This is a genomic window from Streptomyces sp. NPDC091281, assembly GCF_044757425.1.
Classification (GTDB): Bacteria; Actinomycetota; Actinomycetes; order Streptomycetales; family Streptomycetaceae; genus Streptomyces.
In genome coordinates this window covers 707,026-731,678 of record NZ_JBIVUY010000003.1, presented here as the reverse complement: position 1 = coordinate 731,678, position 24,653 = coordinate 707,026, and the positions used below count along the sequence as shown (strand labels likewise).

The following is a 24,653-nucleotide window of genomic DNA, read 5'->3' as shown; positions in this document are numbered from 1 at the left end:
AAAACACCACGTCGGTGACCGGCCGGATCGTGGCCGGTCCGACGGCCCCGGGCGACTCCCGGGGACTCACCGCGCACGTTACAACGGTCTCCCGCTCCCGACGCCCCCGGTGCCGATCCCGCGCCTCACCAGGGGGCGCGGGTCAGGACTCCGCGCGCTGGGCCCGCTCGGCGTCGCGCCGCTTGATGCGCACCGACTCGTTGCGGACCTCGACCTGGGTGGCGCGTTCCTTCTCCAGCCACTCCGGCTTCGCGTCCTTGAGCGCGTCGATCTCCTCGGTCGTCAGCGCGTCCGTGACCCCGCCGCGGGCCAGTCCGGCGATGGAGACGCCGAGCTTCTCCGCGACCACCGGGCGCGGGTGCGGGCCGTTCGCCCGCAGCGTCCGCAGCCACTCCGGCGGGTTCGCCAGGAACTCGTTCAGCTCGGAGCGCGAGACGACCCCCTCCTGGAACTCGGCGGGGGTGGCGGGGAGGTACACACCCAGCTTCTTCGCCGCGGTCGCGGGCTTCATCGTCTGGGTGTTCTGCTGCGACGTCATGCGTTCCAGGGTATCGGCCGCCGACGGGCGCCCCGACCACAGCCGGTAGCCTGGCGGGATGACCGACTCGGCGGACACCCCCTCGTTCCGGCTCGCGTACGTCCCCGGAGTGACCCCCGCCAAGTGGGTGCGGGTCTGGGAGGAGCGCCTGCCGGACGTCCCCCTCGCCCTGCTCCAGACGTCCCCCGCCGAGGCCGCCGACCGGCTGCGCGAGGGCGCCGCGGACGCGGCCTTCGTCCGGCTCCCCGTCGACCGTACGGTCTTCAGCGCGATCCCCCTCTACACCGAGACCACCGTCGTCGTGGTCCCCAAGGACCACGTGTTCACCGCGGCGGAGGAGGTCACTCTCGGCGACCTCGCCGACGAGGTGGTCCTCCATCCCCTCGACGACGTCCTCGACTGGGAGACCCTTCCGGGCGAGGCCGCCTTCGAGCGGCCCGCGACCACGGCGGACGCGATCGAACTGGTCGCGGCGGGCATCGGCGTGCTGGTCGTGCCCCAGTCGCTGGCCCGGCTGCACCACCGCCGTGACCTCACCTACCGCACGCTGGCCGAGGCGCCGCAGTCGGCCGTCGCGCTGTGCTGGCCCGAGGACGCGACGACCGACCTGGTCGAGGACTTCATCGGCGTCGTCCGGGGCCGCACCGTGAACAGCACCCGCGGCCGTGCCGGACAGGCCCCCGCCGGAGCCGAGCGTGACGGCGGGCGCGACGGCGGGCGCCGTGCCGGGCCTTCCGGCGACGCCCGGCGCGCGGCCGGGTCCGGTTCGGGGTCGCGCGGCCGTGCCGGTTCCGCCAAGGGCGGCGCGAAGAGCGGCGGCGGCAAGGGAGGCGCGAGGGGGTCCGCCCGCGGCGGTGCCCAGGGGAACGCGAAGGGCGGCTCCGCCCGGCGCGGCTCCGGCGGCAGGCCGGGCCGCCGCTCGTAACCCCCGGACCCGGTCCTGCACCGGGCAGGACAGCGGGAACAGCGCTACTTCCCGCCCGCCGCCCGCCCGACCGACTCCACCAGCGGCAGCAGCCGGTACGGCACCCGCTCGCGCAGGGCCACCTCGGTGCGGGTGCGGACCACTCCGGGCAGGCTGATCAGCTTCTGGATCACGTCCTCCAGGTGGGCGTTGTCCCGCGCCACGACCCGCGTCAGCAGATCGCCGCCGCCGGTGATCGAGAACGCCTCCACGATCTCCGGTACGGCGGCGAGCGCGTCCCCCACGTCGTCCAGGTGCCCCTGGGTGACCTCGATGTGCACGAACGCCAGCACCGGGTGCCCCAGCGCGGGCGGGGAGAGCGACGGGCCCGTGCCGGTGATCACGCCCTCCCGCTCCAGGCGGTCCAGCCGGGCCTGGAGGGTGCCGCGCGCGACGCCGAGGAGACGGGCGTACTCGCGCGCGCTGGTGCGCGGCTGTTCCAGCAGGAGCCGCAGGATGCGGGTGTCCAGCTCGTCGACGGCCATGGCGCGCTCGCCCTCCCGGGTCCCGGATGATCGCGCCGACTGTACCAATGGCTCAGCAGGACGCCCTGTGGCTGGACCACCGCGTCCTGGTCCAGTGGACTGCCACCGGCACCGACGCACCCATTCTGACTGGGCCAATGGACCAGTGGCAGGGGAGCGACTTGAGCCAGAGGCGTCCCGGATGCTGTCATGGAGGTGTCGATGGCGCTGCGGACCCCGCGGCGCCTTTCTCATGCCCGGGGAGCGGCGGTACGGCGTGGCCGTGCGGCCCGGCTGCTCCGAGGGCTGTCCGAAGGGGGCCGGAAGCAGTGCTGAAGAGGGTGTTCGCGGCTCCTGATCCGGGGCGGGCGCGGCTGCGTTTCGCCGCGCGGGCCGTCCTCGGCATCGGTCTGGCCGTCGTGGTCGTGGGCCTCGCCGGGCACAGCCTGCCCGGTGCCGTCACCGGCGGGCTCGCCGCGCTGCTCGCCCTGTTCACCGTCACCGACGCCACCGTGCGCGGCCAGGCCGTCACGACCGCGCTGCTGCCCGCCGTCGGCCTCCCGGTGCTGGCCGCCGCGGCCGTCCTGCACGACCATCCCGTCGCCCGCGATCTCACCTTCCTCGCCGTGATCGGCGCGGGCGTGTACGCGCGCCGCTGGGGGCCGCGCGGCCACAGCCTCGGCGTCTTCGCGTTCATGATGTTCTTCGTCGCCCAGTTCCTGCACGCCACCGCCGGGCAGCTCCCCGGACTGGCCGTCGCCGTCGTGCTGGCGGTGCTGACCGCCTCGGCGGTCCGCTTCGGCCTGTGGTGCTACGAACGGCGCCTGCCTCCCGCCGCCGTGCCCGGTCCGCCGGGCGGGCGCGGCCTCGCCCGCGTGACGACCCGGCAGGCCGTCCAGGCGACGGCGGGCGCGGGCTTCGCCCTGGTGGTGGGCCAGCTCGTGTCGGGGCAGCGCTGGTACTGGGCCGTCGGCGCCACCTGGTGGATCTTCGTCAACACCACCTCGCGCGGCGAGACGCTGGTCCGCGGTTTCCGCCGGGTCCTGGGCACCGTCATCGGCATCGGACTGGGCCTGCTGGTCGCCGTCCCGCTGCACGGCGCGGGCGTGCCCACGGCCGCCCTGGTCGCCCTCTGCGTCTTCGGCATCTTCTACACCGCGGCCGTCTCCTACACCTGGATGATGCTCTGCGTGACCCTGCTCGCCGAGCTGCTCTACGGCCTCCTCGGCGTCCTCACGCCCGGCCTGCTGGCCCTGCGGCTCGCCGAGACCGGCGTCGGCGCGCTCGGCGCCGTCCTCGCCGTGCTGTTCGTCCTGCCCGTCACCACGCACGCCGTCACCGACGCCTGGATACAGCGGGCCCTGCGCTGCGTCCACGCCTGCACCGCCGAGGCCGCCGCCCGCCTCGCCGGGGACGACACGGCCGACCCCGGCGCGCGCGTCGCCGAGCTGGAGCAGCTCCTCGGCCGGGTCCGCCTCTCCGTCGCCCCCCTCACCCACCCCCTGCACGCCGTGCGCGGCCGCAAGCGGCGCGCCCGCCACGTACTGGCCCTGCTCGACGACTGCGCCCGTGAGATCCGCGGCCTGGTCGCGGTCGCCGCCGACCCGGAGGCCTCCCACGACGCCCGCCTCGCCGCCGCCTGCTGGCGCGTCCAGGCCGCGGTGGAGGCGCTGACCGACGGCGGCGCCCACCGCCACGCCCCCGCCGAGCGACCGCCCGCCGGTGAACGGGCCCTGACCCACCTCTACGGCCTGGAGCAGGCGCTCGCCGCACTCGCCCACCCCCTGAGCGGCCCGGACACCGCGTCCCGGCCCGCCGCCCCGTCACCGCTGGTCGGCGCCTGACCCGAGCCGCAGCGCCACCGCCGACGCCGCTCACCCTCCTCGCCGCCCGCCCGGTTCGCGCCACCCACCGCTCCCTGGTCTAGACCGCAGCGGCTCGGCTGCTACGGTCACCCCGGAATATGCCGACACGAGAGGGGACAGTGGTGGCAGACGTCGGCAGACGACGGAAGCGCGCGTTCATCGGGTCGTTCACGGCGGCCGGGGGGCCCGGGATCGTGGCCGCGGCCGTACAGCCGGACAGCGGCGAGCTGACCGTCCTGAGCAGTGTGAACGGCCTCCCCGACCCTTCCTGGCTGGAGCTGGCGCCGGGCGGCGGCACGCTCTACGCCGTCAGCGAGACCGCCGAGGGCGCGGTGGCCGCGTACAGCGTCGCCGGGGACGTGCCCGAGCCGGTCGGGGCGCCGGTGCCGGTCGGCGGCAACGGGCCCACGCACCTCGGTGTGTTCGACGGCCACGTCCTCACCGCCAACTACGGCTCCGGCAGCGTCACCGCCGTGCCCGTCCGCCCCGACGGCACCCTCGCCCCGGCCGCCTCCGGCGTGCTGGAACACACCGGGTCCGGGCCCTACACCCCGCGCCAGCAGGGCCCGCACGCCCACCAGGTGCAGCCCGACCCCAGCGGGCGGTGGGCGGTGAGCGTCGACCTCGGCACGGACTCCGTGCGCGTCTGCGACCTGCGCGACGGCGTCCCCGTCCTGCGCCGCGAGTTCCCGCTGCGCCCCGGCTCCGGGCCCCGCCACCTGGCCTTCCACCCCGGCGGGGCGTACGCCTACGTCGTCAACGAACTCACGCCGACGGTCACCGTCTGCGCCTGGGACGCGTCCGAGGGCGCCCTGAAGGCGCTGGTGGAGGTGCCGCTGCTGCCCGGCGTGCCCGACGGGGACGCGTACCCGTCCGGGATCGTCGCCTCGCCCGACGGCCGCTTCGTGTGGGCGGCGACCCGCGGCGAGGACGTCCTGTCCGTGCTCGCCGTCGAGGGCGGGGGAGAGGGCCTGCGGCTCGTCGGCACGGTTCCCTGCGGCGGCCACTGGCCCCGCGCGCTCACGGAGGCGGACGGGCGGCTGTACGTGGCGAACGAGCGCTCGGGCGACGTGACCTGGTTCGCCGTCGACCCCGCGACGGGCCTGCCCCGCCGGACCGGTTCTCTGCGGGTGCCCGCCGTGTCCTGCGTCGTCCTCGGCTGAGCCGGGCCACGACGCCTCGGGAGCCTCCGACACGCTGAGGGCCCGCTCCGTTCATCCGGAGCGGGCCCTTCGGCGTCCTTGCGGTGGTGCTGTCGGTGCGGTGGTGCCGGCTAGCGGGCCGGTGCGCCCTGCTGCTGGGGCGGGGCGATACCCAGGGCCGCCGTGTACTTGGCGAGGGCGAGCTTGCCGATCGCCGGGTACGGGCCGAGCGGCTCGGCCGCGGCGCAGCCCGCCTCCTTGGCCGCCTCCTCCAGCAGGGCTGCGTCGATCTCGGGGCCGATCAGGTACGGCGCCAGCGCCAGCTGCTGGGAGCCCGAGGCGCGCAGCTGCTCGGCCACGGAGGAGATGGAACCCTCCTGGTCGAGGGCGGCGGCCATCACCGGCACGGCGAGGCGCGCGGCGAGCAGCATGCCGGTGATCCCGGCGGCCTGCACGGCCTCCTCGCCGCCCACGGAGGCGAGGACGATGCCGTCGGCGGCCGTCGCCACCGTGAACAGGCGGGCGCGGTCCGCGCGGGCCAGCCCGGCCTCGGAGAGCCGCACGTGCAGCGCCTCGGCGAGAAGCGGGTGCGGGCCGAGCGAGTCGGTCAGGTCGGCCGCCACGCGGCTCTCCATGACGGCGTGGCGGACCTGGCGCAGCAGCGCGCTGTCGGGTCCCGCCAGCAGCGGGACGACGACGGCGACGGGCCCGTCGGGCTCCTTGACGTCCGCTCCGGCGGCGAGCGCCTGCTCGTAGCGGGCGGTGCGCTCGTCGGCGGCGTGCGCCAGGACGGACTGGAGGGTCGGGAACTCGGCGTCGTCCCCGTCCAGGTAGCCGATGCGCGCGTCGATGCCGGGAAGCTCGGAGCGGGTGATGCTCACGATCTCCTCGGCGGTGCCGCGGGTGGCGGCGCTGGGCGCGCCGGGCACGGCGAGGACGAGGGCGGGCGCGCCCTCGGGAGCCGCGAGCGGCTCGGGTCGCCGGTGCCGCCCGGGTTGACGGGGGCGCGGCATTCGTACAGGGAGGCCGGACGCGGGCCCAGTGGGGGAGCTCATGGCGCCGCATGTTACTGGCTTCCTGGGCTCCCCTGTTCGGGGAGGGTGCAGGTGAGCGGTATCCGTCCGGTTTTGTCTGATGAGTTACGTACGGATCAGAAGTGATCGGCGTGTGTTCCGGGCGACTTGCCCCCGGAGGGGTCAATCCCCCTGTTTGCGGTCCGACGCGGGAGGTGTCACGTGCAACAGCCATTCATCGGGCGGCAGCCGGAGCGTGCCGGACGCCAGCGCCCGGCCGATGCGCAGGGCTCCGGTCAGCGGATCGCCCTCCGCCGTCACTCGCCGGGCGGACGGCAGGCGCCGGTCGAACTCCTCCGCCAGCGGCACGAGGAGGGCGTCCCCGAGACGCAACAGGCCGCCGGTGACGGCGATCCGGGCTGTCCCGTCCGGCGGGCAGACGGCGGCGGCCGAGTCGGCCAGGTGCCGGGCCGCCGTCCGCAGGATGCGGGCGGCGAGCGGGTCGGAGGGCGCGCAGGCGGCCACGTCGGGCGCGAAGGAGGCGAGTACGGCGGGCCGGTCGGCGCGCGGGTACAGCAGGCCGGGCAGGCCGGGGAGCGGCCCGAACCGTGCCTCGGCGCGGGTGAGCAGTGCCGTCGAGCCGTCGGGGCGCCCGTCGTGGGCGCGCAGCGCGGCCTCCAGGCCCGCGCGCCCGATCCAGGCCCCGCCGCCGCAGTCGCCCAGCAGATGGCCCCAGCCGTCCGCCCGCCGCCAGACCGTCAGGTCGGTGCCGAGCGCGATCACCCCGGTGCCCGCCGCCACCACGGCACCCGGCCCGATCCCGAGCGCGCCGACGTACGCGGTGACGGCGTCGGCGGCCAGCACGGTCGTCCGCACCCCGAACGCCCGCGCCAGCGCCTCCGGCAGCTCCGCCCGCAACGCGTCCCCGAGTGTCGCCAGACCGGCCGCTCCGACCACCGCGACCCCCGGACCCGGTGGCGCCCCGGTGGGCGGCATCCCGGTGGGCGGCGTTCCGCCGCGCTCAGCCGCCGCCTGCTCGGCCAACGACCTCACCATAGGCACCAGTTGCTCCATCAGGTGCCCGGGATCGATCCCCCGTGTCCCGGTACGGACCGGAACCGCGGAGACCCGCGTCCCCGACCACCGCCCCTCGACGTCAGCGAGCATCACGCGCAGCCCCGACCCGCCTGAGTCCACGGCGAGCACGGAAGCCGTACCGGGGTCGGGCGGAGGGGCCGCGCCGGGTGTCACGGCAGGCGCCAGTCCACGGGTTGGCCGCCCTGGTGGATCAGGAGGTCGTTGGCGCGGCTGAACGGGCGGGAGCCGAAGAAGCCGCGGTCGGCGGACATCGGGGACGGGTGGGCGGACTCCACCGAGGGGAGTTCGCCCAGCAGGGGGCGGAGGTTGCGGGCGTCGCGTCCCCACAGGATGGAGACCAGGGGTTTGCCGCGCGCGGCCAGTGCGCGGATCGCCTGCTCGGTGACCTCTTCCCAGCCCTTGCCGCGGTGCGCGGCGGGTTTGCGGGGGGCGGTGGTGAGCGCCCTGTTGAGCAGGAGCACGCCCTGCTGGGTCCAGGGCGTCAGGTCGCCGTTGGAGGGCTGGGGGAGGCCGAGGTCGGTGTTGAGTTCGCGGTAGATGTTGATCAGGCTGCCCGGCAGCGGCCGTACGTCGGGCGCGACCGAGAAGGACAGGCCCACCGCGTGCCCCGGGGTGGGGTAGGGGTCCTGTCCGACGATCAGGACGCGGACGTCGTCGAAGGGTTGCTGGAAGGCGCGCAGGACGTTCGCCCCCGCGGGGAGGTAGGTGCGTCCCGCGGCTATCTCCGCGCGCAGGAAGTCGCCCATCTCGGCGATCCGTCCGGCCACCGGCTCCAGGGCCTTGGCCCAGCCGGGTTCTACGATCTCGTGCAAGGGTCGTGGTGCCACGGCGTTCACCCTACTGCCGCAAGGCCGTTGACGATCAATCGACGGCCCTGGCCGCCGGACGCCACGACGCGCGGCGCCACGACCGGTCCCCCCGGCGTCGTCATGCCACCACCGCGGCCCGTACGCAGAGCACGTCCGGCAGGTGGGCGGCCAACTGCCGCCAGCTGTCGCCTCCGTCGGCCGACGCGAACAGCTCGCCGTTGCGATTGCCGAAGTACACGCCCGCTCCCTCCGTGTCGTCCGTGCAGAGCGCGTCGCGCAGCACGGTGCCGTAGTGGTCGTCCTGGGGGAGGCCCGCCGACAGGGGTTCCCAGGTCTCGCCCGCGTCCGTCGTGCGGTAGACGCGGCAGCGGTGGCCGGCCGGGACCCGGTCCGCGTCGGCGTTGATGGGGAACACGTAGGCCGTACCGCCCTGGTGGGGGTGGGCCGCGACGGCGAAGCCGAAGGTGGACGGCAGGCCCGCGCCGATGTCCGTCCAGTGGGCGCCCGCGTCGTCGCTGCGGTACACACCCCAGTGGTTCTGGAGGTAGAGGCGGTCGGGATCGACCGCGTCGCGCGCCACCTTGTGCACGCACTGCCCGAACTCGGGGTCCGGGTCCGGCAGGAACACCGCGGAGACACCGGAGTTGGAGGGCGCCCAGCTCGCGCCGCCGTCGGTGGTGCGGAACACGCCCGCCGTCGACACCGCGACGGTCACCGCCGCCGGGTCCCGCGCGTCGGTGAGCACGGTGTGCAGGCCCTCCCCGCCGCCGCCCGGCACCCAGCGGTCGCGCGTCTCGTGCTCCCACAGCGGCCGGACCAGCGTGAAGCTCTCGCCGCGGTCCTCGGAGCGGTACAGCGCGGCCGGTTCGGTGCCCGCGTACACCACGTCCGGTTCGGCCGCCGCCGGGTGGAGCTGCCAGACCCGCTCCAGCGAGGCCCCGGTGTCGCGGGGGAATCTGACGGCGGGCTCGGCCGGTTCGGTCCAGGTCCGCCCGAGGTCGTCGGAGTGGAACACCGACGGCCCCCAGTGCGCGCTGTCTCCCCCGGCGAGCAGCCGGGGCCGGTCGCCGCGGGTGTCGACGGCGACGGAGTAGACCGCCTGCGCGTTGAAACAGGGCGCCGGATCGAACTCCCAGACGCCGTCGCGGCCGCGCCCGATGAACAGGCCCTTGCGGGTGCCCACGGCCAGCAGTACCTCGGTCATACCGGTCACCTCCGCTGTGTCCCTCGCCGTCCCCGACGCCTTCGTCGCGCACGCGTCCCGGACACCAGCCAGTCTGCACCCCACCACTGACAGTCACCCCCGCAGAGGGCTTCCGTGCAGGTCACAGCCGTTCCGCCCGCCGCGCGGGCACCGACCGACGCCGTGCCCCGGAGACCTGCCCTCGGACCCGGGCCGCCCCCGTCCGAGCCGGACCGTGAGCATCCGGGGCGTCGCGTTCGTATGAGAGGACGGCCGGGGGTTCCGCGCGCTCACGAGGAGGAAGCCGCCGATGGCGTTCCGTGGTCGGAAGGTGTGGCTGTGGCGCTGGCGGCGCAACCCGCTGAAGCGCCGGTCCGACACCGTGGAGGCCTGGGTGGTGCTCGGCGCGGGCGTGCTGACCCTGCTCTGCGGGCTCCTGGCGGCCTGGGCCGCCGCCCGTACCGTCGAGACCGAACTCGCCCGCGAGCGCGTGGAGTGGCGGCCGGTCGCCGCGCGGCTCGGCGAGGCCGCGCCCGGCCGGGCCGGGGCACGCTCCGCCGACCAGGTCTGGGCCCGCGTCGGCTGGACGGGTCCCGACGGTTCCGCCCACACCGGTCAGGTCCGGGTCGCTCCCGGCAGCGCGCCCGGCACGACGGTCACCGTCTGGACGGACCGCCGGGGCAGGCTCGTCACCGAACCGGCCTCCGCCACCCAGGCCCGCGTCCGCGCCCTGCTGGTCGGCGGCCTCGCGGGCGTGGCCGCCGCCACCGTCCCGCTCGCGGCCGGCCGGGCGCTGCGCGGGGGCATGGAACGCCGCCGGGTGGAGCGCTGGGGCACGGAGTGGGCCCGCTTCGAGGTCATGTGGAGACGGTCGGCGGGCTGAGGAGACCGGGTCCGGGTCCGGGGCGTCTCACGGCGGGGGGCTTACGTCGCTCCCCGCTGCGCCCCGTCGGCACCGTGCCCTGCCCTGGCGACTCTTCGACAGACACATGCCCCCGGCTGCCGGTGCCGTTCCGGTGCCTGCCGCCCGGCTCAGGATCGGCTCTCCGCCTCGGCTTTGAGGTCGCGCAGCCAGGCCTCCAGGCCCGCTCCCAGGGCCGCCGTGGCGAGGGGGACGTCGGCCTCGACCTGGTCGCCGGTCCAGGTCTCCTCGGTGTGCACCCGTACACCGCCCCTGACCTTCTGGAACGTCCACAGGTGGACGCCCTCGTCGACCCGCAGGCCGTCCCCGACGGCGGGCCCGCTCCACAGGACACAGGCGCCCTGGCGCAGGGCGCGGACGGTCGAGGTGATGTCCAGGGTGGTCGCGGGAGTGGACGGGGTGGCGGGCACGGGCGTGGTCCACCGGAACCGCGAGCCTGCGCGCAGCGGGCCGTGGTCGAGCCGGTCGGCGGTGAGGACGGGGCGCTGCCAGGACGGCCAGCGTTCCACGTCGGTCTGGAGCCGCCAGACGGTGCTGAGCGGGGCGTCGATCACCACGTCGGACCGGTAGCGGATCAGGGCGTCGCCGTCCACGCCCGCTCCCCGGCACGTGCCCCGTGAGGGGGTCTCCGCGCCCGCCGGAGCGGCGGTTCCGAGCACACCGGCCAAGGTGACGGCCGCGGCGACGGTGACGGCTCCGGCGGTGGCCCCGCGCCGCCGCACAGAGCGACCGGGGGAGTCGGGGAAGGCGGGGGTGGTGCGTCGGCGCATGCCGAACATGAGGGTGTTCCTTTCGTGGACCGGGCGGAGTGACCCGGAGAAGGCCCGGAGAAGGTGCGGAAAGGCCCGGAGAAGGTCCGGAGAGAAGCCCCGGCCGGGGGGCCGCAGGGATACGCATGAACACGGCCGGAGCGATACGGAGGGATACGCAGCGATACGGAGGAGAGGGGGACGCGAGGACCGACCCGCGCGCGGAGGCGGCCACGCGTGCGGAACCGGAGGCCCGTTCAGGCGACGGGACCGGGCGACGGGACCCGGTGACGGCACCCCGCATCCCGCTCAGGGCGTCAGCACGACCTTCCCCGCGACCGTGCCCGACTCGGCCAGCCGCAGGGCCTCGGAGGCGCGGTCCAGGGGCAGCCGGGCGGCGATCTGCGCGGTGACCTCGCCGCGCCGGAAGGCGTCGAACACCTCGGTGAGGTCGGCGCGCAGCCGGGCCCGGAACCGGTCCTTGGCCAGGGCGCGTCCGGCCCAGACGTTGAAGAAGTACGCGTGGCGGCCGTTGGGCAGGGCGTTCCACACCCACACGCGGCCCAGCAGCTTCAGCACCGGGAGCTGCTTGGACCCCTCGTCGTCGCGGGTGGCGGCGCTGCCGTACGAGACGAGCGTGCCGCCGCGGGCGAGGAGCCGCCAGGAGTCGACGATGCCGGGTCCGCCGACGTGGTCGAAGACAGCGTCCACCCCGCCCGGGGCGAGGGCGCGCACGCGGGCGGCGACGTCGGTGTCGCGGTAGTCGACGGGGAACACGCCCCGCGCGCGCAGCGCGTCGTGATGGCGGGCGGAGGCCGTGCCGATCACGGTGGCGCCCGCGGCCAGGGCGAGCTGGACCAGGACCGAGCCGACGCCGCCGTTGGCCCCGTGCACCAGGACGGTCCCGCCCGCGCGGACCCGGGCCTTGCGGTGCAGCATCTGCCAGGCGGTGATGCCGTTGACGACCAGCGTCTCCGCCTCGGCCGCGCCGATCCCGTCGGGCACCGGCACGACGTCCGCCGCGTCCACGAGGACGTGGCTGGCCCAGCCGCCGACCTTGACCAGCGCGGCCACCCGGGTGCCGGTGAGGCCGGGGCCGACGCCCGCGCCGGTCGCCTGGACGGTGCCGACCAGGTCGTAGCCGGGCACGAAGGGGAAGGGCGGCTGGTCGTAGTAGCGGCCGCGGCGCATTTGCTGCTCCGCGAAGGAGACGCCGGTGGCCTCCATTCGGACGACGACCTGACCGGGGCCGGGGGTGGGGACGGCGCCGTGCCGGATCTCCAGCCCCTCGGGCTCGACCTTGCCCGGCAGGACGACCTCGACGAGTCCTTCGACGGTGACGGGACCTTCGGCGTTCATGACGACCTCCATGCGATGGCTGCGGGACGCGGTCGGGCGGCTTCCCCGGAGTTGGCGGTTACCTGTCCTCGCGTTCGTTATAAGTTGTAACTCCATCGCATGGCGAGTGTCAATAATTTCAGTGAGACCCTCTAACTCTTCTTGTCTGTCTCTCCCGTCTTCCCGCATCCGGGCTGTCGTCGCCCGGCCCGCCCCGGTCCGCTCCAGCCCGCCCCGGTCCGCCTCGGGCCCGCCTCGGCCGCCCCGCTAGCCCGCGACCAGCCCCGTCGGCAGCGCCCGATCGAGAATCCCGTCGAGGTCCGCCCCCTCGGGCAGGGTTCCGAAGGCGTACCCCCAGTCGCCGCCGAGGCGGGTCGCGCAGAAGGCGTCGGCGACGGCGGGCGGGGCGTGCCGGACGAGGAGGGAGGCCTGGAGGGTGAGGGCCATCCGCTCGACGAGGCGGCGGGCCCCGGCCTGGGACGTGCCCGCCAGTCCGTCGCGCAGCCCGGCGACGGCCGCGTCCAGGCGGGCGTCGGCGCCGCGCGCGAGGTCGAGCTCCACGAACAGGGCGTGCGCGGTGTCCGGTTCACGGGTCAGCGCCCGCAGCACGTCGAGGGCGTTGACGTTGCCCGAGCCCTCCCAGATCGACAGCAGCGGCGCCTCCCGGTAGTGCCGGGGCATGCCGGAGTCCTCGACGTAGCCGTTGCCGCCCAGGCACTCCAGGGCTTCCGCGGTGAAGGCCGGTCCGCGCTTGGTCACCCAGTACTTGCCGACGGCCGTGGCGATCCGCCGGAAGGCCCGCTCGCCCGCGTCCCCGCGCACCGCCCGGTCGGCGGCGCCCGCCAGCCGCAGGGTGAGGGTGGTGGCCGCCTCCGACTCCAGCGCCAGGTCGGCCAGGACGTTGCGCATCAGCGGCTGGTCCAGCAGCCGGGCGCCGAACGCGCTGCGGTGCCGGGCGTGGTGCCCCGCCTCGACGAGGGTCTTGCGCATCAGCGCGGCCGACATCATCACGCAGTCCAGCCGGGTGCAGTTGACCATCTCGATGATGGTCTTCACGCCCTGTCCCTCGGGGCCGACCCGCCAGGCGACCGTGTGGTCGAACTCCGGCTCGGAGGAGGCGTTGGACCGGTTGCCGAGCTTGTCCTTGAGCCGCTGGATACGGAACGTGTTCCGCGTCCCGTCCGGCAGCACCCGCGGCACCAGGAAGCAGGTCAGCCCGTCCGGCGCCTGCGCCAGCACCAGGAACACGTCGCACATCGGCGCCGACGTGAACCACTTGTGCCCGTGCAGCAGGTACACCCCGGTCCCGGCGGTCGGCGTCGCGGTCGTGGTGTTGGTGCGTACGTCGGAGCCGCCCTGCTTCTCCGTCATGCCCATCCCGGCGAGCAGCCCGCGCTTGCCGGTCGGCACCCGCAGTCCGGGGTCGTACGCCCGGCTGGTGAGCAGCGGCTCGTACACCTTCGCGAGGTCCGGTTCGCGGCGCAGCGCCGGGACGGCGGCGTACGTCATCGAGGTGGGGCACCCGTGCCCCGCGTCCGTGTGCCCCCACACCAGGCCCCCGGCGGTGCGGGCGACGTGCGCGCCGGGCCGGTCGTCCGCCCAGGGTGCCCCGGCCAGGCCCTCGGCGACGGCGACCCGCGTCAGCTCGTGCCAGGCGGGGTGGAAGTCGACCTCGTCGACGCGGTGGCCGTAGCGGTCGTGGGTGCGCAGGACGGGCTCGTGCCGGTTGGCCAGCTCGGCCCACTCCTGCGCCTCCGCCCCGCCCGCCAGCAGACCGAGACGGCGCACGTCGTCGGCCGCCCACCCGGCCCCCTCCCGTCGCAGCCCCTCCAGCAGCGCCGCGTCGTCGGCGGCGTCGTAGGGCGCCGACGGCGGCGGCTGGTTGGTGACGTCGTGGGTGCGGTGGCCGGAGGGCACCGCGGCGGGCGGGAGCGCGGACGACTGTTCCTGGAGGAAGACCATGCCGCCATGTTGCACCCTAAAAACAGTCGCAGCAATAGTGCAACACGATGGGCGGTCGAAGGTGCGCGGCGACGTAAAGTACGGGGCCATGCGCACGAACGAGTCGGCGGGACCCGGTGGACCGGAGCTGCGGCCGCTGTCCGCGCGGTCGGTCGTGCTGAGCCTGCTGCTCGGCGTCCACCCGCCGCGGCTGCCCGTCAAGGACCTGGTCCGGCTGGTGGAGCCGTTCGGTGTCGGCGGCTCCACCCTGCGCGCCGCGCTCAGCCGCATGGTGACCGCCGGGGACCTGCGCCGCACCGCCTCGGTCTACGCGCTCAGCGACCGTCTCCTGGACCGCCAGCGGCGCCAGGACGAGGCGGTCGCGCCCGGCACCCGGCCCTGGGGCGGCGACTGGGAGATGGCCGTGGTCACCGCCACCGGCCGTACCCCCGCGGACCGTGCCGACCTGCGCGCCGAACTCACCCGGCTGCGCCTCGCCGAACTCCGTGAGGGAGTCTGGCTGCGCCCCGCCACCCTGCTCCGCCCCTGGCCCGCCGAACTCGCCGCCACCGTCCGGTACTTCGTTGGCCGACCCGAGTCGTCGGCGCGTGAACTGGCTGACTCTCTCTGGCCGTTGGCGGACTGGGTCGCGACCGGGCACGCCCTCCTGGAACATCTCGCCCGCACCCGGGACCCGGCCGGGCGCCTCACCGCGTTCGCGGCCGTGGTTCGGCATCTCCTCGCCGACCCGGTCCTGCCCGCCGAACTCCTGCCCCCCGACTGGCCGGGCACCGCCCTGCGCGCCGCATACGCCGCCTATCAGGAGGAGTTGACGCTGCTCACCCGCGAGCGGGTGTGAGGGCCCGCCCCCGGACGGCGGCAACTCGACCGGACGGGCCGGAACTTCTGCTCAGGCATCGGACCGGCCGGAGGTACCGCTCCAGCATCAGGCCGACCGGGGTACCGCTCCGGCGTCAGACAGGTCGGAGGTACTGCTCCGACGTCAGACCGACCGGAGGTACTGCTCCGGCACCCGCACCTCGCCGCCCGTCTCCCGGGCCGCCTGCCGTGCCCACGACGGGTTGCGCAGCAGCTCACGGCCGAGCAGCACCGCGTCCGCCTCCCCGTTGGCGAGGATCTTCTCCGCCTGCTCCGTGCCGGTGATCAGGCCGACCGCCGCGACCGGCATCGGCGTCTCGGCCTTCACCCGGGCGGCGAACGGCACCTGGTAGCCCGGCCCCACCGGAATCCGCACCCCGGAGGCGTTGCCGCCGGTCGAGACGTCGAGCAGGTCGATGCCGCGCGCGTGCAGCTCGCGGGCGAACCGGACGGTGTCGTCGGGTGTCCAGCCGTCCTCCGCCAGCCAGTCGGTGGCCGAGATCCGGAAGAACAGCGGCTTGTCCTCGGGCCACACCGCCCGTACCGCGTCCACGACCTCCAGGGCGAACCGCGTGCGGTTCTCGTACGAGCCGCCGTAGGCGTCCGTACGGTGGTTGGAGTGCGGGGAGAGGAACTCGTTGATCAAGTACCCGTGGGCGCCGTGCAGTTCGGCGATCTCGAAACCGGCGGCGAGCGCGCGCCGGGCCGCGTCGGCGAACTGGCCGACCAGCGCGCGGATCTGGTCCACCGTCAGCTCGTCCGGCACCGGATGCCCGTCGTCGAACGGGACCGCGCTCGGCGCGAGCGGCTGCCAGCCGTGCGCGTCCGGGCCCACCGGCGCGCCGCCCTTCCAGGGCCGTTCGGTGGACGCCTTGCGCCCGGCGTGCGCGAGCTGGATCGCCGGCACCGTGCCCTGCGCGGTGAGGAAGCGGGTGATCCGGCGGAACGCCTCCACCTGGGCGTCGTTCCAGATGCCCAGGTCGTACGGGGAGATGCGGCCCTCCGGCGACACGGCCGTGGCCTCCACGACGATCAGGCCGGTCCCGCCGGTCGCGCGCGCCCCGTAGTGGGCGAGGTGCCAGTCGGTGGGAGCGCCGGTCAGCGGGCCCTCCGGGGCCGCCGAGTACTGGCACATGGGCGGCATCCACACCCGGTTGGGGATCGTCACGTCGCGCAGGGTGATCGGCTGGAAGAGCGCGCTCACGGCGGACTCCATTCGTCTCGGGCCGGTGGTCGCTCATACGATAGCCTTCGTAGTACGGCGACTGTCAAACTACGGTGACTATCGAACTAATGCGGACCCTGGGACGGCGGTCGGTGCCGGACCGTGGCGGGCCTCGAAATACGACGCCTGTCGTACCATGGAGCACCCGACGAAGTGGAGTCCGCCGTGACCACCCCCGCCGTGAGCAGCCGTGACCTCCCGCACCCCGCGCGCGAGGAGATCCGGCTCGCGGCCGTACTGCACGCGCTCTCCGACCCCATGCGGCTGCGGATCGTGCGGGAGCTGGCCGCCGACGGCGACGAACTCTCCTGCTCCGACATCGACCTGCCGGTCACCAAGTCCACCAGCACGCACCACTTCCGGGTGCTGCGCGAGGCCGGGGTCGTCCGGCAGGTCTACCGGGGCACGGCCAAGATGAACGGTCTGCGCCGAACCGACCTCGACGGCCTCTTCCCGGGACTGCTCGACGCCGTCCTCGACGCCCTCGCGCGCGAGTCGCTGCGCTGACAGGGTGCGGCTGCCCGGCCGGGCGCGCGTGTCCGTTCGTATGGAAAGTGATCATGCGGTTACTTTGCGTCCGTGTGGGAACCATCGTTTCTTAATCTTTCCGACCGCCGCGCCGAGGACGGCACCGTCACCGTCTCCCCCGAGTGGGAGGTGCGCGACGGGTCCGAGGGGGAGACCGCGACGTCCTGGTACACCGTCCGCCTGGTGTTCACCGACGGCGCCCGCGTCGAGGCGCTGGCCGTGGTCCGCGCCGGGCGGGTGTCCATCGAGGACGTCAGGGCCCGCCCCGCGCTCTCCCTCGTCGACCTCACCGTCCTCGCGGACTGGATCGAGGGCCCCCTCTTCGACCGCTGCGGCGGCGACCTCCCGGACGCGGACGCCGACGCGCGGGAGGAGCGGTGGAGCGAGGGGGAGTGCGGGAGCCGATGGGACGCCCCGACCCGTACCGACGCGCACGCACCTGGCACCGTTCACGGGCCGGACGCCGTCGAGGAGGCACTGCCGGCGGCGCGCCGTGCCCGTCCCGCCTGGCCGCGCGGCACCGAAGGGCGACTGCTGCTCGCGGAGGAGTACCGCGCCGCCCAGGAGGACGGCGTCGACCCGGTCCTCGCCGTCATGTGGGCGACCGGACACAGCCGCCGCAGATCCCTCCGTCTCATCGCCCAGGCCCGCGACGCCGGACTCCTGACGCCCCGTCACGCCCGACGCTGAACGCCCTGGCACACAGGGGGGATTGACGGACGGCGCGCCGATGTGAGGCTGGCGGCCGCGCGGTCACCGCGGCAGCCCGGCACCTGTCACTCCGTCACATCATCGCCCGCATGCGGGAGATCTCCGTCGTCTGCTCCGCGACGACGTCGTCCGCCATCTCCTCGATCCGGATGTTGTTGCCCTGCCCCTTCACGTCGGCGGCCATCGTGATGGCGCCCTCGTGGTGCGTGATCATCAGGGTCAGGAAGAGCTGGTCGAAGGCCTTCCCGCGCGCCGCCCGCAAGTTCTTCAACTGGGCCTCGGTCGCCATCCCCGGCATCGTGGCATGGTCGTGGGCGCCGCCCGCGCCCGCCGTGGCGTCCTTCTTGCCGTGGGTCGCCAGCCAGCTCTCCATGGCCGCGATCTCCGGCCCCTGCGTCGAGGAGATCCGGGACGCGATCGCCTTGACCTTCGCCGACTCCGCGCGGTCCGGCACGAGTTGTGTCATCACTAGTGCCTGCCGGTGGTGCTCGATCATCATCGTCGCGTAGTCGACGTCGGCCGAGTTGGGGGTGTCGTCGTCGACCCGCTGGTCGGCCGCGTCCTGCGCGGACAGGGTGCGGTTGTCCTCGCCGGGCCTGCCGGGCGCGATCACCGAGGGCCCCGCCGCCGCGCCCGCCCCCTTGTCCGAACCGCCACCCGCACCGGAGTCACAGCCCGTCAGGACGAGCGCGAGCAGGGCGGCGGCGACGAGGGGCGCTCGACGGACGGGCACAACGACCTCCTGGAACAACTGAGTTGGGGACGGGCGGACGACCCGACGGCGATCCGGGACGAACCCGACGACGCTCAGGGTCCGTCCTAGCACGAGTCTGCGCCCTACTGATCAAAAACATTCATTACGAGTACGTTGCCGACTGTTGATCTGTGCATGATGAAGACGATACTGCGGAGGACCGTGCACCGTTCCCAGTGAACGGCAACGAGGGAGGACGCAGTGACCCTGTTGAACGACCCCCGAACGCGCCGCAGACGGATGGGAGTCGCCGCCGCCTGTGCCGGGCTCATGGCCGCGCTGCTCACCGCCGTCCCGGCGTCCGCGACCCCCGACCCCGGGGACGCGCCGTCCGTCGGACAGGAGGTGTCCCAGAAGGTCCGGGCCCAGGTCGGCGAGGCGATAGCCGAGGGCGAGGTGCCCGGCAAGGACGAGATCATCCACTCGGACAACATCGAGCACCTCGTCAACATCCCCAAGGACGCGCTGCCGGGCCTCAACTCCGACATCGCCTTCCAGGGCAAGTACGCCTTCTCCGGCAACTTCGACGGCTTCCGCATCTTCGACATCAGCCGCCCGAAGGCCCCGAAGACCGTGGCCCAGGTGCTCTGCCCGGGTTCGCAGAACGACATCTCCGTCTCCGGGGACCTGCTGTTCCTGTCCACCGACTCCTCGCGCAGCGACAGCAGTTGCAACAGCACCACCCAGCCGGCCACCGAGAAGTCCTCCTGGGAGGGCATCAAGGTCTTCGACATCAGCGACAAGCGCAACCCGAAGTACGTCGCCGCCGTCGAGACCGCCTGCGGCTCGCACACCCACACGCTGGTGCCCGAGCGCAAGAACGTCTACGTCTACGTCTCGTCGTACTCGCCCAACGCGGCCTACCCGGACTGCCAGCCCCCGCACGACGGCATCTCGATCATCAAGGTGCCGCGCAAGGCACCGGAGAAGTCGAAGATCGTCAACTTCCCCGTGCTCTTCCCGGGTGAGGGGCCTGACGGCGGCGGCAACCCCGGCGGGCCCACCAACCCCGGTGTCTCCAAGACGACGGGCTGCCACGACATCACCGTGCTGCCGGAGAAGGACCTGGCGGCCGGGGCCTGCATGGGCGACGGCATCCTGTTCTCGATCAAGGACCCCGAGAACCCGAGGATCATCGACCAGGTCCAGGACAACGTGAACTTCGCGTTCTGGCACTCGGCGACCTTCAACCTCAAGGCGAACAAGGTCGTGTTCACCGACGAGCTGGGCGGCGGCGGCGCGGCCACCTGCACGCCGGAGATCGGCCCGGACAAGGGCGCCGACGGGATCTACGACATCGTTGGCAAGGGCGACAAGCGCAAGCTCGTCTTCCGCAGCTACTTCAAGATCGACCGCCCGCAGGCGGCCACCGAGGTCTGCGTCGCGCACAACGGGTCGCTCATCCCGGTCAAGGGCAGGGACATCATGGTCCAGGCCTGGTACCAGGGCGGCATCTCCGTCTGGGACTTCACCGACTCGTCCCGCCCGAAGGAGATCGCCTTCTTCGAGCGCGGTCCGGTGAACACCGAGCAACTCACCACCGCCGGGCCCTGGTCGACGTACTACTACAACGGCTACATCTACTCGAACGACATCGCCAAGGGACTCGACGTCCTGCGCATCGACGACCGGCGTACGGATTCGGCCAAGCGCGTGCGGCTGGACGAGCTGAACGTCCAGACCCAGCCGGACTACTACGACTACTTCGACTGAGCGGAATGATCCGACGGACCCGTCCGGCCCGACGACGGCCGTGACGGGTCCGCCTCGTCGTCCGCCGAGCCCGGACGGTCCGACGGTCCGGCCCCGTCGCGGGGGCTGGACCCGCCCGTCCGGTCCGGCTCTCCCGTGGCAAAGAAGCGGGACAGGTCGGGGTCCAGGGTCCCGGTGGGCGCCTCGGTGTCCGGCGGGACCCCCAGCTCCCAGGCCAGCCGGTAGCGCGCGAACAGCTCGGCGCGCAGCGGCGCCTGGGCCATGCCGACGTTCGGCAGCACCATCGCGTAGACCGCGCCCATCAGCAGCGAGCGCAGCATCGGGTAGTCGGTGTCCACGTCCCGCGACCCGTACCGCGCCATCGTGTCCCGCAGCAGCTCGGCCAGCCGCCGCTGCTCCGGGCACTGCACGAACCCCTCCGCCTGGAGCAGCCCCGCCATGTGCTGACGCATCAGCACCGTCCGGTCCCGGGCCAGGCCGAGGATCGCGTCGACGGCACGCGCCAGGCACTCCCGGCCGTCCCGCGCGCGCGGCTCCCGCTCCAGCGCCTCCTCCAGGGTGCGGTGCATCAGCCGGTGCACCGCCGACTGCACCAACTGGCGCTTGCCGGGGAAGTAGTACGACACCAGGCCGCGCGCCGAGCCCGCCCGGTCCGCGATGTCGCCGAGCGTCGTCGCCTCGTAGCCGCGCTCGTTCACCAGCTCGATGGCGGCCTGCAACAACCGTTCCCGGGAACGTCGCCGCAATTCTTCATTGACCGAGGCGCTGCGCGGGGACATCCTGTAACTCCTGCGTTGACTGGTTGCCAGCCAACTATACTCAGCGCATCCCGGTCGGGCCGTCACGGTCCGCACCGGGCAGCCGCCTGCTCGGGGCGACACGGGGGATCGTCCCGAGTGGGCGCGCTTCCGGGCCGATGGTGGCCTCAGGCTCCCTTCCTGCGATCTCACGCGGTTCTTCCGCGGCCTCGCGCGGGCTCCCCGGCCCCGCCCGTCCCTGTCGCACCCGGCCCGCACCCTCCCTACAGTGGGCAGCAGGTCCGAGCCGAGGAGGGTGTGGCGCCATGGCAGCCGACGACGGGCAGGACCGGGAGATCCTCTCCCGGATCACGGCGATGGTCGACGACGAGCGCAGGCTCCGGGAGGACCTGGCGGCCGGACGCATCGACGACACCACCGAACAGCGGCGGCTCGCGGAATTGGAACGCGCCCTCGACCAGTGCTGGGACCTGCTGCGGCAGCGACGCGCCAAGGCCGAGTACGGCGAGGACCCCGGCGAGGCGCGCGTACGGTCCGTCACGGAGGTCGAGGGCTACCAGAACTGAACCGGGCCGCGCGGCGGCGTCGGCCCGGACGGGGACGGACCGCCGGTCTCAGCCCACCGGGTCGGGGTCGCCCACCAGGTCCAGGACCGGACGCAGGCCGTCCGGGCGGGCCGCGGCGGGCAGGTGGTCGACGAAGTGCACCGCGCAGCCCAGCGCCGCCGCCCCGCCGTCGGCGGCCCGGCTGTCGCCGACCATCAGCGTGGTGCGCGGATCGGCGTGCAGCGCCTCGCAGGCCGCCGCGAACAGCCGGACATCCGGCTTCTGCACCCCGTGCTCGTACGACAGCACGTACGCGTCGACGAACGGGTCCAGCCCGTGGGCGCGGAACACCGGCCGCAGATCCCAGCCGATGTTGCTCACCACGCCGACCCGGACACCGCGCTCGCGCAGCCCGGCCAGCACCTCCCGGGTGTCGGGGTACGGCGTCCACGCCGCCGAGGTCATGTGCCGCTCGTACAGCGCCTCGTGCAGGGCCGGGTCCGGGAGCGTGACCTGGCGGGAGAGCCCGGTGTACGCGGCCCGGTGCCGCTCCGCGCTCTCGTCCCGCGTCGCCCAGAGCGCGGCCAGGTCGCCGGGCAGCCGCAGGGGGTCGGCCCCGCCGGGCAGCGCGCCGGCCTCTTCCAGGGCGCGCGCGGTCGCGGTGAACTCCGCCACGGGCAGGTCGACGCCCGCCGCGTCGAGCACGGCGCGCAGCCAGGACTCGGTGGACTCGACGCGGAAGAGCGTCCCGGAGAAGTCGAAGAGCACGGTGTCCGTCATGCCGATGATCCTAAGGACGCGCCCCGGGCCGCTGCCAGAGCGCCCGGATCACGTCCGAGGCGGCTCCCCGGGCGGTGCCGCTCAGCTCTCCGGCCGCCGGCGCAGGTGCACGGCGATCGCCAGCGCCACCAGCGTCCCGCCCAGCAGCCAGCCGCCCAGCACGTCCGACGGCCAGTGCACGCCCAGCCAGATCCGGGTCAGGCCGACGCCCACCACCGACACCGCGACCACCGCCACCGCCGTACGCCACACCAGGGTGCGCGGGCCCGTGCGGTGCAGCAGCCACAGGAGCAGGCCCAGGACGACGGTGGCCGTCAGGGCGTGGCCGGAGGGGTACGCGGCGTAGTGGGCGGAGTCGACCGGATCGGGCCAGACGGGGCGCTCACGGCCGACCGCCGCCTTCAATCCCTGTTGCAGGAGGGTGCCCACGGCGGACGTGGTGACCAGCCAGGCCGCCGTCCACCAGGCCGCGTGCCGCCACACCAGCCAGATCACCGCCGCCGCGGCGAGCAGCCGCATCGTCAGCGGGTCCCAGACCCAGTCGGTGAGGATGCGGCAGGCCCGGGTCATGCCCGCGTCGGCCACCGCCCAGCGGTGCGTGGTGCGCGCGACGTCCCCGTCGAGGGAGATCAGGGGGGACCACTCGACCGCCACCAGGACCAGCAGGAGCAGCGAGGACCCGCCCAGCGCCAGTGCCGAACGGAGCGCCGTGCGGTACGGGGAGGGGCCGGGCGGGGCGGCGAGGGAGAGAGACATGCAATGAATCCTTGCCGAACTCCCGGATTCGAAGCACCTGGGTCCGGATTCCGGGGCTCCGGGTCACCGGTGTGACGCTCTCCTCGGCCCGACGGGTTCTCCTCGGTCCGCCGGGCTCTCCTCGGTCCGCCGGGCTCCGATCGGCGCGTGCGCCCAGCTCGGGCCGGGTTCTCGGCCAGGGCCGGGTTCTCGGTCCAAGGTCCTCAGCCCATGGTGTTCAGCCCAGGGCGCGCAGGCCCGGTACCAGCGTCACCAGGACCGGGATGACCGGGACCAGGGAGGCCGCCGCCGTCAGCCGCAGGCGCCGGGCCGCGGTGAGCCGGTCGGGCGGGGTGAGCAGGCGGTGCACGCGTTGCGGGACGTGCGCGTGCGGGGTGGGGGAGGGGCCGAACACGCCCCGGTCCTCGTTGAGTTCGACCAGGGCCAGCGCGGTCGTCAGCCGGCCGAAGCGGCGGGAGGCCATGTCGTCGGCGGCGAGTTCGACCAGGCGGTGCATCTCGTCCCGGAACCCGGCGAACACCGGCACCTGCGGGAACCCGGCGGCCAGCGCCGCCGAGCAGTGCAGCAGCCAGTCGTGGCGGGCCTGCGCGTGGCCCTGTTCGTGGGCCAGTACGGCGTCCAATTGGCGCCCCTTCAGGCGGCGCAGCGCGGACGTCGTCACCACCAGCCGGGGTGTCCCGCCCGCCAGCCAGGAGGCCTCGGGGCGCTCGCCCTCCAGCACCACCAGCCGTCCCGGCGCGGCCTCCTCACCCGGCAACAGGGGCGCCCGCAGGAGGAGTTCGGCACGGCGTCGGCGCCGCCGGGAGCGGGCCCCCGCGATCTCCCGGACCAGCATCGCCCCGCTCCACAGTCCGCCGCCCGCCAGCGCCACCGCGGTCACCGCCGCCCAGGACGCCCCGGCGCTCAGCGCGTACGCCTCGACCACCGCGGCCGGAGCCGGGGCGAACACGTGCCCGCGCACCGCCTGCCAGGCCGCCGCCGCGCTCAGCGTCATCGACAGCGCGCAGCACACCAGGACGCCCGCCACCACGCACTGCCACACCCACAGCGCCACCACGGGTTCACGGTCCGGCCAGTCGGCGCGGGCCAGCAGCCGGGGAGCGGCGACGGCGGTCAGGGCAGCGAGCAGCAGCAGGACCGCGGGGACCATCATGGACAGCACCCTATGAGCGGGGGACCGCTCAGGGGACGGCCCGCCCCGGCGAAGTGACGCAGACCACGGAACGCCGCCCGCCCGCGACGGAACCCGGTCCGTCGCCCAGCCCCCCTCACGCAGTCTGGCGGCGGGCTCGGCCCTTGCGCCCCGCTCACATCGTCAGCAGCATGGCGAGCATCCCGATGCCCATCGACAGGCGGCAGACGCGGGCCAGTTCGGGCCGGTCGCCCCAGCCCCGCGCGACGGAGCCCGGCGGACCGCCCGCGACCCCCGACACCCCTGTGGCCTCCGTGACGCCCGTGACACCCGCCACCGGCAGCAGGCGGACCCCGGCGACGATCACGTAGCCCGCGAAGTAGGCCAGCAGTACCCCGGTCAGTGCCGGGACGCCGTCGGCCGTCGTGCCCGCGTGGTGGTGGCCGCTCGCGGGAGCGGCGACCGTCATCGCCACCGACAGGTAGGCCATCGCCCCCGCGCCCACCAGGTGGTGCAGATGGTGGGCGCCGGACCGGGCCGCCCACAGGGCGCGCAGCGCCGCCGCCCCGAACAGCACGGCGTAACCGGGCCACACCCACCACGGCGGGGTGAACACGCCCGCCGGGACGGCCATCACGGCCATCCCGAAGCCCATCAGCGCCTCGTCCCCCGCGGCCCGGCGCTGCTCCGCGTCGCTGCTGCGCATCCGCAGGAGGCAGTAGGCACCGGTCGCCGCGCACAGCGCGACCAGGAGCCAGCCGGGCGAAGCCGGTCCGTGCACGCGCACCTCCCCGCTCGACGATGGGTCGAGGGATGCGATGCCCACCGCCCGCGGCGCGCACACGA

At 74.3% G+C, this 24,653-nt stretch carries 25 protein-coding genes; 9 read left to right on the top strand and 16 right to left on the bottom strand.

All coding sequences use genetic code 11. From position 1 onward, the window contains the following. Positions 1 to 142: 142 nt before the first annotated feature. On the bottom strand, positions 143 to 538 hold the full coding sequence (locus ACIQPQ_RS11455; RefSeq protein WP_401302623.1) for a DUF5997 family protein: 396 nt from the start codon (positions 536 to 538) through the stop codon (positions 143 to 145). A 58-nt stretch (positions 539 to 596) separates the two neighbouring features. Here ACIQPQ_RS11455 and ACIQPQ_RS11450 point away from each other — a divergent pair, with 58 nt between their 5' ends. Then, complete coding sequence (locus ACIQPQ_RS11450; protein ID WP_401302621.1) at positions 597 to 1,463, top strand: LysR family substrate-binding domain-containing protein; 867 nt, start codon at positions 597 to 599, stop codon at positions 1,461 to 1,463. Between the two features lie 44 nt (positions 1,464 to 1,507). Here ACIQPQ_RS11450 and ACIQPQ_RS11445 read toward each other — a convergent pair whose 3' ends face one another. After that, entirely contained in the window at positions 1,508 to 1,987 is a 480-nt protein-coding gene (locus ACIQPQ_RS11445) for an Lrp/AsnC family transcriptional regulator (protein ID WP_383779409.1), read from the bottom strand. Positions 1,988 to 2,295: 308 nt separating this feature from the next. On the opposite strand from ACIQPQ_RS11445, the gene ACIQPQ_RS11440 reads away from it, so the two are divergent. After that, the gene (locus tag ACIQPQ_RS11440) at positions 2,296 to 3,810 is read left to right on the top strand and encodes an FUSC family protein (protein WP_401302620.1); all 1,515 of its coding nucleotides are present in this window, start codon (positions 2,296 to 2,298) and stop codon (positions 3,808 to 3,810) included. A 143-nt stretch (positions 3,811 to 3,953) separates the two neighbouring features. Then, positions 3,954 to 4,994, top strand: a complete 1,041-nt coding sequence (locus ACIQPQ_RS11435; protein ID WP_401302618.1) for a lactonase family protein — start codon at positions 3,954 to 3,956, stop codon at positions 4,992 to 4,994. A gap of 110 nt (positions 4,995 to 5,104) precedes the next feature. Here ACIQPQ_RS11435 and ACIQPQ_RS11430 read toward each other — a convergent pair whose 3' ends face one another. The 4 genes from ACIQPQ_RS11430 to ACIQPQ_RS11415 form a co-directional block, all read right to left on the bottom strand. Further along, positions 5,105 to 6,028 (bottom strand): sirohydrochlorin chelatase, encoded by a 924-nt coding sequence (locus ACIQPQ_RS11430; protein ID WP_401302617.1) that lies wholly within the window; start codon positions 6,026 to 6,028, stop codon positions 5,105 to 5,107. Between the two features lie 141 nt (positions 6,029 to 6,169). Beyond that, positions 6,170 to 7,153, bottom strand: coding sequence for an N-acetylglucosamine kinase (locus ACIQPQ_RS11425; RefSeq protein WP_401302701.1), 984 nt, complete (start codon positions 7,151 to 7,153; stop codon positions 6,170 to 6,172). Positions 7,154 to 7,233: 80 nt separating this feature from the next. After that, positions 7,234 to 7,911 (bottom strand): uracil-DNA glycosylase, encoded by a 678-nt coding sequence (locus ACIQPQ_RS11420; protein ID WP_401302615.1) that lies wholly within the window; start codon positions 7,909 to 7,911, stop codon positions 7,234 to 7,236. A 100-nt stretch (positions 7,912 to 8,011) separates the two neighbouring features. Further along, a complete protein-coding gene (locus tag ACIQPQ_RS11415; RefSeq protein WP_401302614.1) occupies positions 8,012 to 9,184 on the bottom strand; it encodes a WD40/YVTN/BNR-like repeat-containing protein in 1,173 nt (390 codons plus the stop codon). Between the two features lie 202 nt (positions 9,185 to 9,386). Between ACIQPQ_RS11415 and ACIQPQ_RS11410 the strand changes: the two genes are divergently transcribed. Next, positions 9,387 to 9,959, top strand: coding sequence for a hypothetical protein (locus ACIQPQ_RS11410; protein WP_401302613.1), 573 nt, complete (start codon positions 9,387 to 9,389; stop codon positions 9,957 to 9,959). Positions 9,960 to 10,108: 149 nt separating this feature from the next. On the opposite strand, the gene ACIQPQ_RS11405 is transcribed toward ACIQPQ_RS11410, so the two are convergent. The 3 genes from ACIQPQ_RS11405 to ACIQPQ_RS11395 all read right to left on the bottom strand — a co-directional run bounded on the left by ACIQPQ_RS11405 (position 10,109) and on the right by ACIQPQ_RS11395 (position 14,047). Then, entirely contained in the window at positions 10,109 to 10,768 is a 660-nt protein-coding gene (locus ACIQPQ_RS11405) for an SRPBCC family protein (RefSeq protein ID WP_401302699.1), read from the bottom strand. 288 nt (positions 10,769 to 11,056) lie between these two features. After that, the gene (locus ACIQPQ_RS11400) at positions 11,057 to 12,118 is read right to left on the bottom strand and encodes a medium chain dehydrogenase/reductase family protein (protein ID WP_401302611.1); all 1,062 of its coding nucleotides are present in this window, start codon (positions 12,116 to 12,118) and stop codon (positions 11,057 to 11,059) included. 234 nt (positions 12,119 to 12,352) lie between these two features. After that, complete coding sequence (locus ACIQPQ_RS11395; protein WP_401302610.1) at positions 12,353 to 14,047, bottom strand: acyl-CoA dehydrogenase family protein; 1,695 nt, start codon at positions 14,045 to 14,047, stop codon at positions 12,353 to 12,355. Between the two features lie 88 nt (positions 14,048 to 14,135). Here ACIQPQ_RS11395 and ACIQPQ_RS11390 point away from each other — a divergent pair, with 88 nt between their 5' ends. Then, positions 14,136 to 14,885: a PaaX family transcriptional regulator C-terminal domain-containing protein gene (locus tag ACIQPQ_RS11390; RefSeq protein WP_401302608.1), complete on the top strand. Its 750-nt coding sequence runs from the start codon at positions 14,136 to 14,138 to the stop codon at positions 14,883 to 14,885. 144 nt (positions 14,886 to 15,029) lie between these two features. Here the strand turns inward: ACIQPQ_RS11390 and ACIQPQ_RS11385 are convergent, their stop codons facing one another. Continuing rightward, the gene (locus ACIQPQ_RS11385) at positions 15,030 to 16,109 is read right to left on the bottom strand and encodes an NADH:flavin oxidoreductase/NADH oxidase (protein ID WP_401302607.1); all 1,080 of its coding nucleotides are present in this window, start codon (positions 16,107 to 16,109) and stop codon (positions 15,030 to 15,032) included. A gap of 186 nt (positions 16,110 to 16,295) precedes the next feature. Between ACIQPQ_RS11385 and ACIQPQ_RS11380 the strand changes: the two genes are divergently transcribed. Both ACIQPQ_RS11380 and ACIQPQ_RS11375 read left to right on the top strand, forming a co-directional pair. After that, the gene (locus tag ACIQPQ_RS11380) at positions 16,296 to 16,637 is read left to right on the top strand and encodes an ArsR/SmtB family transcription factor (RefSeq protein WP_401302606.1); all 342 of its coding nucleotides are present in this window, start codon (positions 16,296 to 16,298) and stop codon (positions 16,635 to 16,637) included. Between the two features lie 72 nt (positions 16,638 to 16,709). Then, positions 16,710 to 17,348 (top strand): DUF6214 family protein, encoded by a 639-nt coding sequence (locus ACIQPQ_RS11375; protein WP_401302604.1) that lies wholly within the window; start codon positions 16,710 to 16,712, stop codon positions 17,346 to 17,348. Positions 17,349 to 17,442: 94 nt separating this feature from the next. On the opposite strand, the gene ACIQPQ_RS11370 is transcribed toward ACIQPQ_RS11375, so the two are convergent. Then, positions 17,443 to 18,102: a DUF305 domain-containing protein gene (locus tag ACIQPQ_RS11370; RefSeq protein ID WP_401302603.1), complete on the bottom strand. Its 660-nt coding sequence runs from the start codon at positions 18,100 to 18,102 to the stop codon at positions 17,443 to 17,445. 261 nt (positions 18,103 to 18,363) lie between these two features. Between ACIQPQ_RS11370 and ACIQPQ_RS11365 the strand changes: the two genes are divergently transcribed. Continuing rightward, positions 18,364 to 19,836 (top strand): LVIVD repeat-containing protein, encoded by a 1,473-nt coding sequence (locus ACIQPQ_RS11365; protein ID WP_383779455.1) that lies wholly within the window; start codon positions 18,364 to 18,366, stop codon positions 19,834 to 19,836. Here the strand turns inward: ACIQPQ_RS11365 and ACIQPQ_RS11360 are convergent. Next, the gene (locus tag ACIQPQ_RS11360) at positions 19,824 to 20,615 is read right to left on the bottom strand and encodes a TetR/AcrR family transcriptional regulator (protein ID WP_401302601.1); all 792 of its coding nucleotides are present in this window, start codon (positions 20,613 to 20,615) and stop codon (positions 19,824 to 19,826) included. The two genes, ACIQPQ_RS11365 and ACIQPQ_RS11360, sit on opposite strands and share 13 nt — an antisense overlap. Before the next feature lie 284 nt (positions 20,616 to 20,899). Between ACIQPQ_RS11360 and ACIQPQ_RS11355 the strand changes: the two genes are divergently transcribed. Further along, a complete protein-coding gene (locus tag ACIQPQ_RS11355) occupies positions 20,900 to 21,160 on the top strand; it encodes a DUF2630 family protein (protein WP_401302599.1) in 261 nt (86 codons plus the stop codon). Between the two features lie 48 nt (positions 21,161 to 21,208). Here ACIQPQ_RS11355 and ACIQPQ_RS11350 read toward each other — a convergent pair whose 3' ends face one another. The 4 genes from ACIQPQ_RS11350 to ACIQPQ_RS11335 form a co-directional block, all read right to left on the bottom strand. Then, positions 21,209 to 21,919, bottom strand: coding sequence for an HAD family hydrolase (locus tag ACIQPQ_RS11350; protein WP_401302598.1), 711 nt, complete (start codon positions 21,917 to 21,919; stop codon positions 21,209 to 21,211). An 81-nt stretch (positions 21,920 to 22,000) separates the two neighbouring features. Beyond that, the gene (locus ACIQPQ_RS11345) at positions 22,001 to 22,675 is read right to left on the bottom strand and encodes a phosphatase PAP2 family protein (RefSeq protein ID WP_401302596.1); all 675 of its coding nucleotides are present in this window, start codon (positions 22,673 to 22,675) and stop codon (positions 22,001 to 22,003) included. A 217-nt stretch (positions 22,676 to 22,892) separates the two neighbouring features. After that, positions 22,893 to 23,828 carry a M56 family metallopeptidase gene (locus tag ACIQPQ_RS11340; RefSeq protein WP_401302595.1) on the bottom strand — a complete coding sequence of 312 codons (936 nt, stop codon included), beginning with the start codon at positions 23,826 to 23,828 and terminating at the stop codon, positions 22,893 to 22,895. Between the two features lie 154 nt (positions 23,829 to 23,982). Further along, entirely contained in the window at positions 23,983 to 24,588 is a 606-nt protein-coding gene (locus ACIQPQ_RS11335; protein ID WP_401302593.1) for a DUF5134 domain-containing protein, read from the bottom strand. Between the last annotated feature and the right edge of the window lie 65 nt (positions 24,589 to 24,653).

What these genes read in the sequence shown, in the direction of transcription:
- ACIQPQ_RS11455 (WP_401302623.1), bottom strand. Translation starts at nt 538, where the DNA reads ATGACGTCGCAGCAGAACACCCAGACGATGAAGCCCGCGACCGCGGCG.
- ACIQPQ_RS11425 (WP_401302701.1), bottom strand. Translation starts at nt 7,153, where the DNA reads ATGCTCGCTGACGTCGAGGGGCGGTGGTCGGGGACGCGGGTCTCCGCG.
- ACIQPQ_RS11350 (WP_401302598.1), bottom strand. Translation starts at nt 21,919, where the DNA reads ATGACGGACACCGTGCTCTTCGACTTCTCCGGGACGCTCTTCCGCGTC.
- ACIQPQ_RS11345 (WP_401302596.1), bottom strand. Translation starts at nt 22,675, where the DNA reads ATGTCTCTCTCCCTCGCCGCCCCGCCCGGCCCCTCCCCGTACCGCACG.
- ACIQPQ_RS11395 (WP_401302610.1), bottom strand. Translation starts at nt 14,047, where the DNA reads ATGGTCTTCCTCCAGGAACAGTCGTCCGCGCTCCCGCCCGCCGCGGTG.
- ACIQPQ_RS11450 (WP_401302621.1), top strand. Translation starts at nt 597, where the DNA reads ATGACCGACTCGGCGGACACCCCCTCGTTCCGGCTCGCGTACGTCCCC.
- ACIQPQ_RS11365 (WP_383779455.1), top strand. Translation starts at nt 18,364, where the DNA reads ATGGGAGTCGCCGCCGCCTGTGCCGGGCTCATGGCCGCGCTGCTCACC.
- ACIQPQ_RS11390 (WP_401302608.1), top strand. Translation starts at nt 14,136, where the DNA reads ATGCGCACGAACGAGTCGGCGGGACCCGGTGGACCGGAGCTGCGGCCG.
- ACIQPQ_RS11355 (WP_401302599.1), top strand. Translation starts at nt 20,900, where the DNA reads ATGGCAGCCGACGACGGGCAGGACCGGGAGATCCTCTCCCGGATCACG.
- ACIQPQ_RS11400 (WP_401302611.1), bottom strand. Translation starts at nt 12,118, where the DNA reads ATGGAGGTCGTCATGAACGCCGAAGGTCCCGTCACCGTCGAAGGACTC.
- ACIQPQ_RS11410 (WP_401302613.1), top strand. Translation starts at nt 9,387, where the DNA reads ATGGCGTTCCGTGGTCGGAAGGTGTGGCTGTGGCGCTGGCGGCGCAAC.
- ACIQPQ_RS11340 (WP_401302595.1), bottom strand. Translation starts at nt 23,828, where the DNA reads ATGATGGTCCCCGCGGTCCTGCTGCTGCTCGCTGCCCTGACCGCCGTC.
- ACIQPQ_RS11405 (WP_401302699.1), bottom strand. Translation starts at nt 10,768, where the DNA reads ATGCGCCGACGCACCACCCCCGCCTTCCCCGACTCCCCCGGTCGCTCT.
- ACIQPQ_RS11360 (WP_401302601.1), bottom strand. Translation starts at nt 20,615, where the DNA reads ATGTCCCCGCGCAGCGCCTCGGTCAATGAAGAATTGCGGCGACGTTCC.
- ACIQPQ_RS11430 (WP_401302617.1), bottom strand. Translation starts at nt 6,028, where the DNA reads ATGAGCTCCCCCACTGGGCCCGCGTCCGGCCTCCCTGTACGAATGCCG.
- ACIQPQ_RS11445 (WP_383779409.1), bottom strand. Translation starts at nt 1,987, where the DNA reads ATGGCCGTCGACGAGCTGGACACCCGCATCCTGCGGCTCCTGCTGGAA.